Here is an 11,723-nt window from a genome sequence, read left to right on the forward strand (position 1 = left end):
GTTGGCCGAGCGTACCCTGGCGGTCGTGTCTGCAGGCCTCAGCCAGCCGTCATCCACTCGTCTGCTCGCCGATAAACTCGCCACCGCCACCGTGGTGCGTCTCCGGGACGAGGGTGTCACGACCCGGGTGGTGACCTTCGAATTGCGCGACTACGCGCAGGACGTGATGAACAACATGCTCACCGGGTTCGCCAGCCCGCGCCTGGAAACGATGATCGAGGCCGTCACGACGGCCGACGGCCTGATCGCCGTCACTCCGATTTTCACGACCAGCTTCAGTGGCCTGTTCAAGTCGTTCTTCGATGTGATCGACAATCGGTCCCTCACCGACCAGCCGGTACTGATCGGTGCGACCGCCGGCACGGCCAGACACTCGCTGGCCCTCGACTACGCGCTGCGCCCGATGTTCACCTACCTGCACGCTGTCGTGGTGCCCACTTCGGTGTTCGCCGCTTCGGAGGACTGGGGCAGCGGCGCTGGCGGTCTCGACAGCCGCCTGGCTACCCTGCCGGCCCGCATTGAACGCGCCGCCGGCGAACTTGCCGCCCTGGTCGCCTCCTCCGACCGTTCCACCCGCGTGCCCGACCCGTTCGAGCTGCCCGCCGGCTTCAACCCATCCGGCTTCGGCCCGTCCGGCGGACCTCCGGCTCGACAGTAGGGCTCGCGGCACTCGTTGCGGAACCGGGCACCCCGAGGTAGGGGCGCCGTCATCCCTACTCAGTGCCGCGAGCAATGGCGCCGGTCAGCGGTCCTTCAGCTCGTCGACGATGAGCAGGTCGGGCCGCAGGTGCTCGGTCTCGTAGGCGGCCCGGCCCACGAGGTGCGCGGCCATTGGCGCTGTCAGGGCCTGGAAGACGACGATCGCGACAACGAGGGTCACCGTGCCGACGGAGAAATTGTTGATCGCGACGTCTGCTGTCACGGCCATGAGACCGAAGATCTGCGGCTTGGTCGCCGCGTGCAGGCGCGACAGAACGTCGGGAAAGCGGATGAGTCCGATTCCAGCGGCGAGGCACATGGCCCCGCCGGCGAGCACGAGAATCGCCGTGAGCACATCGTGCAGCACCGCGCTCATTGGCGCACCCCGCGTCGGGTCGGGTGCAGCACGGCGCTCATGCGCTGTCCCGGCCGGGCAGAAAGCGGGCGACGCTCAGTGACCCGAGCACCGCGAACAGGGCCAGCACGAGCAGCACCGGCAGGGTGTCGGTGTGCCGGTTCAAAGCCATCTCGGCGCCGAGGGCGCAGATAATGGTCGCTACGAGCACGTCAGAGGCGATGACCCGGTCGAGCACACTCGGGCCGATGATGATGCGGTAAACGCAGAGCAGGGCACCAATCCCGAACATCAGCGAAGCGACCACGGCCACAATCTGCAACATCATGGGGTTCCCTTTCCTGGTTCGGATCCCGCGCCGCGGCGAGCGCTGGGCCGACGAGCGCTGGGCCGGTTTACGGGCAGCACCCCGCGCATCCGCTCGACGTCTTCGCGTGAGCCGAAACCGCGCACAATACGCCGCTCGGTGTCGAGTACCTGCCGCCGAAAACTCTCGATGTCAGCGGCGCTGTGCAGGTTGAGCACGTGCAGATACAAAATAGAAGATTCCCGGTCGATGTCCACCACGATCGAGCCGGGCACGATCGACGTGGCAACGGCGGTCCAGGTGAGAATGAGGTCGCTGCGGGTGTGCAGCCGAATCGCCAGAATTGCGTTCGACGTGACCAGCCGAGGCTTGACGGCCAGCCAGGACACGTCGATCGACGCCCGCACGATATCCAGAATGAGGCGCACGAAGAAAACGACGGTGTGCAGCGGATGCAACCGCCCACTCAGTTGCACCGGCACCAGGTAGAACACCACGGTCACCACGATGCCCACGACGAACGCGACCAGCAGGTTGAGCCAGGAGAACTCGCCCCAGAGCAGCATCCACAACACGATCAGGGCGATCAGCGGTGGAATCTGATTGCCGACGGCTGCGAGGCGTTCGCGTGGCGTGGTCATTTCGCGCCGCCCTCGAAGTTGGTGCCCACGTTGCTGTTTTCGATCGCTCCGGTACCGCTTGGAAACACGGCGTCGATGTAGGTGGACGGCGAGCTGATGTTGCCCGCGGCCCGGGTGGTCAGCTCGAAGATGGGCCCGGCAAACACTGTGAGGCCGAGGGCCAGCACCAGCATGGAGGTAGTCGCGCCGATCATGAGCGGGGAGATCGTCTTTTTCAGCACGATTCCCTCGTCCTGTGGGTCTTCTACAAGCGACGCCGACATTGACGCGGTGTAATCCTTGATCTGCTGTTTCGGCCGCCAGAACGCCATGTTCCAGGCCCTGGCCAGGGCATACAGGGTGAGCAGCGAGGTGAGCGCACCGACCCCGATCAGCACGTAGATGATCGGGTCGCCGACGATCGTGCCGGCCTGAAACAGGGCGATCTTGCCGAGAAAGCCCGAGAACGGCGGAATACCACCGAGGTTGAGGGCACCCAGAAAGAACAGTATGGCCACCAGCGGCGACGATCCCAGCAGCCCGCCGAGGCGCGACAGCGACGTGGTGCCGCCGACCCGGTCGATGAGGCCGGCAGCTAGAAACAGGGTCGTCTGCACAACGATGTGGTGCACGACGTAGAAGATGGTCGCGGCGATGGCGAGCGGCGTGCCGATCGCAATGCCGAACAGCATGTAGCCGATGTGGCTGACCAGCGTGAACGACAGCAGCCGTTTAATGTCCGCCTGGGCTAGCGCTCCTAGAATGCCCACGAGCAGGGTTAGCCCGGCCACGATCATGAGCGGCATAGAGAACTGGTTGTCCGGAAAGAACAGCGTCTGGGTGCGCAGAATCGCGTAGATACCGACCTTGGTCAGCAGCCCGGCGAAGACCGCGGTGACCGGCGCCGGCGCGGTCGGATAGGAGTCCGGCAGCCAGAACGACATCGGGAACACGGCCGCTTTCACGCCGAAGGCGATCAGCAACAACAGCCCGAGGATCAGCTGGATATCGGCGGGGAGGTCGGGCATCCGCTCGGCAATCAAGGCGAGGGTGACCGTGCCGGTGGCGCCATAGATGAGGGCGATCGCACTGAGGAACAGCAGGGACGACACCAGGCTCACGACGATATAGGTGATGCCCACCCGAATGCGGGCGCCGGTGCCGCCGAGGGTCAGCAACACATAACTGGCCGAGAGCAGCATCTCAAAACCGACGTACATCGAGAACAGGTCACCGGCCACGAAGGCGTTGAACAGTCCGGCGGCCAGCACGAGATAGGTGGGGTGAAAAATCGACACCGGCGTTTCGGTGTCGCCGTCGACGACGCCCTGGCCCACCGCGAACAGCAGCACTCCGAGCAGCATGAGCGCTGAGATGAGCAGCATGATCGCCGAGAGCCGGTCGACGACGAGCACGATGCCCCACGGTGCCTCCCAGCCGCCGACCTGCACCACGGCGGGGCCAGTCCGGTCGACCAATACAAGCAATACCGCGCTCATCACCGTGGCGGCGGCGAGGCTCAGCACGCTGACCAGTACCTGCAGGCGGCGGCGCCGGCCGAGCATCAGCGCTGCGGCAGCACCGAGCAGCGGCAGGCACACGATGAGGGGAACCATGGCGGTCATCGCGCGTCCCCCCGGTCAGAAGCGGATGCAGCGGCCCGGCTGGCAGCATCCTTTTTGTTGGAGACGGTGTCTTCGTCGCTCGTGGCGCCGTCACCGCGCTCGAACTCGTCGAGGGATTCGGCAATCGCGTCGTCATCGTCGGACGAGGAGAGGAAGGTGGTGTCGGCCTCGTCGGCACTCTCGGTGGCGTGTTCGTCGGTGAGGGTATCGCCCTCGTCGCCGAGCTGGGCCAGCCACCAGGACCGGTAGATGAGGGCGAGCAGCAGCGCGGTGATGCCGAAGTTGATCACGATCGCGGTGAGCATGAGCACCTGCGGAATCGGATCGACCATGTCCTCAACGCTCGTACCGGTAACGATGGGTGAACTGCCCGGGCGCCCGCTCATGATGAAGATGAGCAGGTTGGTGGCGTTGCCGACCAGCAGGAAGCCGATCAGCACCCGGGTGAGGCTGCGTTCGAGCATCACGTAGACGCCGGCCGCGTACATGACGGCCATCACGATGACGAGGGTGAGGGAGGCGCTCATCGGGTGACCTCCTCAGGAGTCGTTGAGGCGCCCTCGGGAGCGGTGTCCGGCCGCGGCCCGATCTCGTCATTCTCACTCTGCCGATCGATCTCGCTGCCGAGGCTGCGCAGAATGTCGTAGGTCAGGCCGACGACGACGAGGTAGACACCGATATCGAAGATGGTCGACGTGCCGAACGACAGGTCGCCAAGCACGGGAACAGTCGCCGTGAAGTAGGCCGATTCGAGCGGAACGCCGTCGAAGAACAGCGAGACGACGGCCATGCCCACGGCGAGAATGACGCCGAGGCCGAGAAGCTTGCCCGGGTCGATCGGGGCGGCTTCGCTGAGCTCGTAGCGTCCGCCGGCGAGATACCGGGCCACGAGCGCCAGGCCCGCCAGTAGTCCCCCAGCAAATCCGCCGCCGGGCAGGTTGTGGCCGGCGAAAAGCAGGTAGATCGACACGATCATGGCCGGGTGGAAGAGCAGCCGCACGAGCACTTCGATGAGAATTGACCGGCTGCGCGGATCATTCTTGCGCCCGGCGAGAATGAACGCCTGCCGGGTGACGGCGTGGCCCTCGCTCGAAAGTTCAGGGTCGGCGACGACTCGGCGACGGTTGGCCGCCGAACGCAGGCTGCGGGATTCCTTCAGGCGCGGCACGACGGCATTGCGACCCGAGACGAACAGCAGGCTCGCGACGCCGGTCGCAACGACAATGAGCACGGACACCTCGCCCATGGTGTCCCAGGCGCGTATGTCGACGAGCATCACGTTGACGATGTTGTCGCCGTGACCGTCTTCGACCGACAGTCGGGGCAGGGCGCCGGCGATGCTCGCGAAGTCCCTGGCGCCGAGCGCGATGAAACCGATCGTGCCCATGACCAGGCCCACGAGGCTGCCGATCAGCAGGCGTCGCTTGGGGCGCACCGGTTTGTTGTGCTGGGCAATGTTTGCGGGCAGGCGGCGCAGTACGAGCACGAAAATTACGAGGGTGATCGATTCCACCAGCGCCTGGGTGAGGGCGAGGTCGGGCGCGCCGTGAAAAGCGAACAGGGCGACGAGGCCGTAACCGGTGACACCGGCAAGGATCACGGCGGTCATCCGCTGCCCGACCCGCGCCGCCATGACCGCGCAGATGGCCATGATCAGTGCGATGAGCACCTGGCCGGGGTAGTCCCACCACACGATTGTGTCGGGCCAGGTGCGGTTCACGAAGGCCGCGAAGCCGAGGGCGAGCACGAAAACGGTGAGGATGGTTCCGAGGTATTGCGGGAGCCCGCCACGCTGGGCAAAGTGGGTGACCCGGGCTGCAAGACGGTCAACGCCGCGAATTGCCTTTCCATAGCCGCGGCCGGCATCGATGTAGTCAGGAACCTTGGCCTGCAGCCGCAATACTCCGCGGCGAGCGCGGAACATGAGCACTCCGAGCAAAAGGACAACCGCGCTGAGGTACAGGGCCGGTTCCAGCCCATGCCAGAGCGCCAGATGGTACGGCGCTTCGGTCAGGCTGCCGGCGCCCGGCACGGTATCGGCGTAGGGGGTGAGCAGTGGATCGAGCACCGAGGCGAACAGGCCGAGGCCGATCGTCGCCACCGTGAGCACACCGGGGGCGAGAAGCGTGTCCCACGGGCTCGCGTGCAGTACTGTGGCGGGCTGCTGCTTGCGCGTTCCGAAAGCGCCCCAGAAGAAACGGATGCTGTAGGCCACCGTGAGAACGGATCCGACGGCCGTGCCGATCAGCGCAACATAACCCCAGCCGGAACCGCCAACACCGGCGTCGAGCAGTGAGGTGAACACGGCCTCCTTGGCGACGAAACCAAATAGCGGCGGAAGCCCTGCCATCGACGCGACCGCCACGAGCGCGATGACGGCGAGCGCCGGGGCGCTGCGCCCGACAGCACTCAGTTTGCGCCAATCCCGGGTGCCGGCCCGGTGGTCGATGACCCCGACGACGAGAAAGAGCGTCGCCTTGTACAGTGCGTGCGCGAGGAGCAGGGCGGCGCCGGCGAGCGCGGTGTCGCGGGTGTTGAACCCGATCGCGATCATGAGAAAGCCGAGCTGGCTGACCGTGCCGTAGGCGAGCAGCAACTTGAGGTCATACTGGCGCAGGGCCCGCCAGGCCCCGACCACCATGGTCCACACACCGAGGGTGACGAGAACCGGCAGCCAACCGTCACTGTCGGCATAGCCGGGGGCCAGGCGGGCGACGATATAGATGCCGGCCTTGACCATGGCGGCGGCGTGCAGGTAGGCACTGACCGGGGTCGGAGCGGCCATCGCGGCGGGCAGCCAGAAGTGGAACGGCACGAGTGCACTCTTGGAAAGCGCCCCGACCAAAATGAGCAGGATGGCCCAGGTGCCCATCTGGGTGGTCACCGGGTTGGCCACGATGTACGCGAGGCTCGTGGTGCCGGAGGCGACCGAGATCATCACGACGCCGACCAGCATCACCAGGCCGCCGAAGGTCGTCACGATCAGGGCCTGCAGGGCGGCGCCACGACTCTCGCGTTTGTGCGTGTAATGCCCGATCAAAAGATAGGAGAGCACGCTCGTGATCTCCCAGAACATGAACATGATCACCAGGTCGTCGGCGGTGACCAGCCCGTACATGGTTCCAGCAAAGGCGAGTAAGAGCGCGGCGAAACGGCCGAGATTTGGCTCGTCATCGGTGAAGTAGCGCGCACAGTAAACCAGTACGAGGGCGCCGATTCCCGTGACGACGAGGGCGAGCAACCAAGCCAGGGTGTCGACCCGAAAGGAGAGGCTGATGCCGAGCTGCGGAATCCACGGGATCGACTGGGTTACGGCCCCGCCCGTTGTGACCGTGGCCGTCTGGGTGACCGTGTAGGCGAAGGTACCGGCTGGCAGCAGGGCGATCAGGTAGAAGACGCGCCTACCCAGATGCCGGGTCAGCCACGGTGTGAGTACCGACAAGACCACGAAAGCGAGGAGGAATGGAACCATGAGTCCTCCAGGCTTGTCAGGTCGGGCTTGTCAGGTCGGGCTGTGAAAATCCAGTCTACCCACCGGCAGGTGCCCTACACGGGGGGATCCACCAATGCGTGCCAGCCGCGGCGGTGCGGTCAGGGCCACAGAGTAAGGTTGCGCTATCCCCCGGCCGACGCCTCCCGCCGCCAGAAGCGCGCGGGTGTGTAGTTTCCGGCCACTTCCCGCGCCACTGTCTGACTGTTCTTTGAGTCTGAAGAACTGCCGCCAGCGACCGGCCAGCGAAATCGAGCACCCCTGTGAGCCCCACCCGCGGCCAGAATCCCTCCTCCAGTCCCGCACCGGGTGCCTCGTCGTCTGAGCCGCACGGACATCACGACCACGCGAATCCGCCCGGGGAGACCCCCTTCGAACACATCGAAGACGCCCTGAGCGTGCACGAAGATGACGCGCTGCACAAGGGACTTAAATCTCGCCACGTGCAGATGATTGCGATCGGCGGCGCGATCGGCACCGGGCTGTTCCTCGGTGCTGGCGGACGCCTGGCCAGCGCAGGCCCCGCCCTGGTATTCGTCTACGCAGTCTGCGGTTTCTTCGCCTTTCTCATTCTTCGGGCGCTCGGTGAACTCGTACTGCACCGTCCGAGTTCCGGCTCCTTCGTGTCGTACGCACGCGAATTCTTCGGCGAGAAGACGGCATTCGTGACCGGCTGGCTGTACTGGCTGAACTGGGCTATGACAGCCATCGTTGATGTGACAGCGGTTGCCCTGTATATGAACTTCTTCGCCACCTACTGGGCACCGTTCGGCTCGGTGCCGCAGTGGCTGTATGCCCTCGCGGCCCTCAGCCTGGTCATGTTCCTCAACCTGCTGTCGGTCAAGGTGTTCGGTGAGATGGAATTCTGGTTCGCTCTCATCAAGGTGCTCGCGATCGTGGCGTTCCTGATCGTCGGGACCTGGATGGTTATTTTCGGCACGCCGCTGGACGGCGCCACGGCCGGGTTTACGCTGATCGGCGAAAACGGGGGCTGGCTGCCCAACGGGCTGATCGCATCCGTATTGGTCGTACAGGGCGTCGTCTTTGCCTATGCCTCGATCGAGCTGGTCGGAACAACGGCGGGCGAGACGAAGAACCCCGAGAAGGTGATGCCCAAGGCGATCAATACGGTCATCATTCGCATCGCGGTGTTCTACGTTGGCTCGATCCTGCTGCTCTCGCTGCTTTTGCCATACACGGCCTACAAGGCGGGCGAGAGCCCGTTCGTCACCTTCTTCGCCACGATCGGAGTCGCCGGCGTCGACGTGATCATGAACCTCGTCGTGCTCACGGCGGCGCTGTCCTCGCTCAATGCGGGCCTATATTCCACCGGCCGCATACTTCGGTCGATGTCACTCGCCGGTTCGGCGCCGCGCTTCGCGGGCAAGATCAGCCGCAACGGGGTGCCGTTCGGCGGCATCCTGTTGACCGGGGTCGTGACGCTGCTCGGCGTCGGACTCAACGCCATCGTGCCCGACGATGCCTTCGAGATTGTGCTCAACATGGCTGCGATCGGCATCGTGAGCGCCTGGGGCATGATCGTGCTGTGCCAGCTTCGACTGCAAGCCTGGGCCAAACGGGGCATTCTGGTGCGCCCGGTGTTCCGCATGCCTTGGGCGCCATACTCCGGCTACGTGACACTCGTCTTCCTGGTCGGGGTACTCGTATTGATGGCATTCGACTGGCCGGTCGGCACGCTCACGATCAGCTCACTCGTGCTCATCATTCCGGGACTGATGATCGGCTGGTACGCCTGCCGCGGCCGCATTCTCGAGATTGCGGCGGCCCGCGAGGGCTTCACCGGCCACGTGCCGGTGGTCGCCAATCGTCCGTTATCCGATCGACCCCGCCCCTAGCCGTTCGCTTTCTCTGAGCGTTGCGCCGCTCGATGGTCAGTCGCGGCGGCAGGCGTCATGCGGTCGGTGATGATCACGAGCAGGAGCGCCACGACCAGCACCCCGACGTAGACGATCGGCACCAGCTCGATTCCAACGTTGTCGATCAGCACCGCGCCGAGCAGTGCGCCACCGCCGATACCAGCGTTGAACGCGGTGGTGTAGAAGGCGCTTGCGGTGTCGCGGATCTGCGGCGATGCGGCGTGCAGCATCCGGGTTTGCAGCAGCGGGGGCAGCATACCGAAAGTCATGCCCCAGAGCACGAACGCGACGATCGCGACGGGCAGGGTCGCCGTGAACATGGCGAGCAGGCTCACGCTGACGGCGCTCGCGGCGAGGCCCAGAACCAGGCCGAGGCTCGGTCGGGGTCCGAAAACCGTACCGACGAGCAGCAGTCCGACAGCGCCGGCCACGCCGTAGACGAAGAGCAGCGGGGCCAGGAGCACGGGGTCGACGCCAAGCCCATCGAGCAGGAACGGCGTGATGTACGTGTAGAAACTGTAGTGGCCGATCATTGTGATGCCGGTGATGCTGCAGATCAGGGCCACCGCCGGCACTGTCGCGTCCCGAAGGTTTTTTGTCACCGGTTTGGTCGTGTCAGCGGATGCCGATGCGCCCGTCGAGTGCCGCGCCACCGGTGGCAAAAACTTCCAGACCAGCACCGCACCAACGAGCATCAGGGCGGCGAGCACGACGAAGGAGAGGCGCCAGCCGAGCAAATGCCCGCCCGCGGTGCCGAGCGGCACCCCGAAAACGAAGGCCAGCGTGCCGCCCGCAACCGTTATGGAAACCGCGCGACCGATCTGCGCTTTCGGCACGAGGTGGGCAGCGTAGGCGCCGACAACCGACCAGAACAAGCCGTGCGCGACGCCGCCGAGCACTCGGGCGGCGACGACGAACTCGTAGGTCGGAGCGACGGCGGTGAGGATATTGCTCACCGCGAAGATGATGAGCACGACGATGATCAGGCCATGGCGCGGAAAGCGACGGGTCCAGATGGCGACCGGGGCGCTCGTGAGCACGACCGTGAAGGCGAACCACGAGACGAGAAGCCCGATTTGCGACTGGGCGACGCCCAGACTGCGGCTCATTTCGGGGAGCAGGCCCGTCGGCAGCATTTCGCTCGTGACCGAAAGAAATACGGCGGCGGACAGGGTGATCAGCCCGGCCCAGGGAAACCGCGGTTCGGTCGCGCGGGAGCGGGCGGAAGGCACGGCGGGGATCGACCCGGTGGGCAGAAAAATATTGGCTGTATTGGTCATGTCTGCATTCGTGCTGAGAGTCGAAGCTGACCGGTGGGACCATTCACACCGAGGTCAAAGCCACTCGACTGCGCGCCGACGTGCGCGCCCGGGGCCGGCTTGTTCAGTACGGCCAACAAGTAGTCTACCCAAACGCGGTGCGGCGGCAAGGTAGTCGGGCCACGGCATCCGCCAGGCCGCCCGGTATTCTGAGGCAATGACTTCTTCCACCCCGCATCACTGGGTTATCACGCTGGTCTGTGCCGATCAGCCGGGCATCGTGCACGCAGTCAGCGGCGCGATCGTGCAGGCGCAGGGCAATATCTCAGAGAGCCAGCAGTTCTCCAGCGATGACACCGGGCGGTTCTTCATGCGCCTGCAGGTGCAGTCGCCGGCGACCCGACCCGAGCTCGAGGCGGCGCTCGCGCCCGTTATCGCACGCTATGCCATGGAGTCGATCATCGATGTCGTCGGACGCCCCCTGCGCACGCTCGTGCTCGCCTCGTCGGCCGGCCATTGCGTGAACGACCTGCTGTTTCGGCAGCGCGGTGGCCAGCTGCCGGTCGAGATTCCGCTCGTGCTGAGCAATCACGGCACGCTGCGCGATCTGGTCGGGTTTTACGGGGTTCCCTTCGAGTCGTTGCCAATAACGGATGCCGCCAGCAAGGCCGCTTTCGAGGTGCGCGTTCTCGAGGCGGTCGACGAACTCGATATCGAACTCGTCGTACTCGCCCGCTACATGCAGATTCTGTCGCCGGAGCTGTGCGCGAGGCTCAACGGTCGGGCGATCAACATTCACCACTCGTTCCTACCGGGGTTCAAGGGTGCCAACCCGTACCGCCAGGCGCACGCACGGGGCGTGAAGCTCATTGGGGCGACGGCGCACTTCGTGACCGGCAACCTCGACGAGGGGCCGATCATCGAACAGAACGTGGTGCGGGTGGACCACTCGCGCACACCATCCGAGCTCGTCTCGATCGGCCAAGACGAAGAGAGCCGCACGCTCACGCAGGCGGTGAAGTGGTTCGCAGAGAACCGGGTGCTGCTCGACGGGGCTCGCACGATCATCTTCAAGTAGCAGCGCGCTTTCGCGGGCCCCCGAGCGCATCGCTAAGCTTGACGGGTGACAGATACGCGCGAACTGCCGAAAATTGGCCCCAATGACATGCTCAGGTTCGTGCTCGAACTCTTCGCCTTCATCAGCCTCGGACTCTGGGGCTTCATCGCCTGGCCACTCCCCTGGCCCGGCATCCTGTTCGGCCTCGCCACCCCGGCTTTCGCGATTCTGGTCTGGGCCCTGTTCCGGTCCCCGCAGGCCGTGTTCCGCCTCGATCCGTTCGGTAAAGCACTCATCGAGATCGCGATATTCGGTTCGGCCGCGATCGCCTGGTGGGATCTCGGCTTCCCCATCATCACCATCATCTTCGGCGTCGTCGCCACGGTTAGCGGCGTCATTTCGGGTCGCAAAGAACTCCGCTGACCCGTCCGCTA

Annotated in this window: 11 protein-coding genes; 4 read left to right on the top strand and 7 right to left on the bottom strand. The window is 65.1% G+C overall.

What is annotated here, in order from left to right; translation table 11 throughout:
- Window position 1: 1 nt before the first annotated feature.
- Window positions 2–658 carry an FMN reductase gene (locus E3T39_RS12390; protein WP_134515700.1) on the top strand — a complete coding sequence of 219 codons (657 nt, stop codon included), beginning with the start codon at window positions 2–4 and terminating at the stop codon, window positions 656–658.
- 84 nt (window positions 659–742) lie between these two features.
- Here E3T39_RS12390 and mnhG read toward each other — a convergent pair whose 3' ends face one another.
- From mnhG to E3T39_RS12420, 6 genes are read right to left on the bottom strand one after another with little or no spacing between them, the layout of a single operon-like run.
- Window positions 743–1,075 carry a monovalent cation/H(+) antiporter subunit G gene (mnhG, locus tag E3T39_RS12395; protein WP_134515702.1) on the bottom strand — a complete coding sequence of 111 codons (333 nt, stop codon included), beginning with the start codon at window positions 1,073–1,075 and terminating at the stop codon, window positions 743–745.
- 37 nt (window positions 1,076–1,112) lie between these two features.
- Window positions 1,113–1,382 carry an MrpF/PhaF family protein gene (locus E3T39_RS12400; RefSeq protein ID WP_241979677.1) on the bottom strand — a complete coding sequence of 90 codons (270 nt, stop codon included), beginning with the start codon at window positions 1,380–1,382 and terminating at the stop codon, window positions 1,113–1,115.
- Complete coding sequence (locus E3T39_RS12405) at window positions 1,379–2,002, bottom strand: Na+/H+ antiporter subunit E (protein WP_134515704.1); 624 nt, start codon at window positions 2,000–2,002, stop codon at window positions 1,379–1,381. Before E3T39_RS12405 ends, E3T39_RS12400 begins: the two co-directional genes overlap by 4 nt.
- A complete protein-coding gene (locus tag E3T39_RS12410; protein WP_134515706.1) occupies window positions 1,999–3,606 on the bottom strand; it encodes a Na+/H+ antiporter subunit D in 1,608 nt (535 codons plus the stop codon). The genes E3T39_RS12405 and E3T39_RS12410 overlap by 4 nt, the downstream gene beginning before the upstream one ends.
- Window positions 3,603–4,133, bottom strand: coding sequence for a sodium:proton antiporter (locus E3T39_RS12415; RefSeq protein WP_134515708.1), 531 nt, complete (start codon window positions 4,131–4,133; stop codon window positions 3,603–3,605). The genes E3T39_RS12410 and E3T39_RS12415 overlap by 4 nt, the downstream gene beginning before the upstream one ends.
- On the bottom strand, window positions 4,130–7,078 hold the full coding sequence (locus E3T39_RS12420; RefSeq protein ID WP_134515710.1) for a Na+/H+ antiporter subunit A: 2,949 nt from the start codon (window positions 7,076–7,078) through the stop codon (window positions 4,130–4,132). The genes E3T39_RS12415 and E3T39_RS12420 overlap by 4 nt, the downstream gene beginning before the upstream one ends.
- 398 nt (window positions 7,079–7,476) lie before the next feature.
- Here E3T39_RS12420 and E3T39_RS12425 point away from each other — a divergent pair, with 398 nt between their 5' ends.
- Window positions 7,477–8,952 (top strand): amino acid permease, encoded by a 1,476-nt coding sequence (locus tag E3T39_RS12425; protein ID WP_241979695.1) that lies wholly within the window; start codon window positions 7,477–7,479, stop codon window positions 8,950–8,952.
- On the opposite strand, the gene E3T39_RS12430 is transcribed toward E3T39_RS12425, so the two are convergent.
- Window positions 8,949–10,253, bottom strand: a complete 1,305-nt coding sequence (locus E3T39_RS12430) for an MFS transporter (RefSeq protein WP_134515712.1) — start codon at window positions 10,251–10,253, stop codon at window positions 8,949–8,951. The two genes, E3T39_RS12425 and E3T39_RS12430, sit on opposite strands and share 4 nt — an antisense overlap.
- A 196-nt stretch (window positions 10,254–10,449) precedes the next feature.
- On the opposite strand from E3T39_RS12430, the gene purU reads away from it, so the two are divergent.
- The gene (purU, locus tag E3T39_RS12435; protein ID WP_134515714.1) at window positions 10,450–11,310 is read left to right on the top strand and encodes a formyltetrahydrofolate deformylase; all 861 of its coding nucleotides are present in this window, start codon (window positions 10,450–10,452) and stop codon (window positions 11,308–11,310) included.
- 45 nt (window positions 11,311–11,355) lie between these two features.
- Window positions 11,356–11,712, top strand: coding sequence for a YrdB family protein (locus tag E3T39_RS12440; RefSeq protein WP_241979678.1), 357 nt, complete (start codon window positions 11,356–11,358; stop codon window positions 11,710–11,712).
- The last annotated feature ends 11 nt before the right edge of the window (window positions 11,713–11,723 follow it).

The sequence above is a fragment of the Cryobacterium suzukii genome (assembly GCF_004403185.1).
Taxonomy (GTDB): Bacteria; Actinomycetota; Actinomycetes; order Actinomycetales; family Microbacteriaceae; genus Cryobacterium; species Cryobacterium suzukii.

Bases quoted from the DNA above. Each gene is read 5' to 3' on its own strand.
- E3T39_RS12420 (WP_134515710.1), bottom strand. From the start codon at position 7,078: ATGGTTCCATTCCTCCTCGCTTTCGTGGTCTTGTCGGTACTCACACCG.
- E3T39_RS12415 (WP_134515708.1), bottom strand. From the start codon at position 4,133: ATGAGCGCCTCCCTCACCCTCGTCATCGTGATGGCCGTCATGTACGCG.
- E3T39_RS12405 (WP_134515704.1), bottom strand. From the start codon at position 2,002: ATGACCACGCCACGCGAACGCCTCGCAGCCGTCGGCAATCAGATTCCA.
- E3T39_RS12410 (WP_134515706.1), bottom strand. From the start codon at position 3,606: ATGACCGCCATGGTTCCCCTCATCGTGTGCCTGCCGCTGCTCGGTGCT.
- E3T39_RS12400 (WP_241979677.1), bottom strand. From the start codon at position 1,382: ATGATGTTGCAGATTGTGGCCGTGGTCGCTTCGCTGATGTTCGGGATT.
- E3T39_RS12430 (WP_134515712.1), bottom strand. From the start codon at position 10,253: ATGACCAATACAGCCAATATTTTTCTGCCCACCGGGTCGATCCCCGCC.
- mnhG (WP_134515702.1), bottom strand. From the start codon at position 1,075: ATGAGCGCGGTGCTGCACGATGTGCTCACGGCGATTCTCGTGCTCGCC.
- purU (WP_134515714.1), top strand. From the start codon at position 10,450: ATGACTTCTTCCACCCCGCATCACTGGGTTATCACGCTGGTCTGTGCC.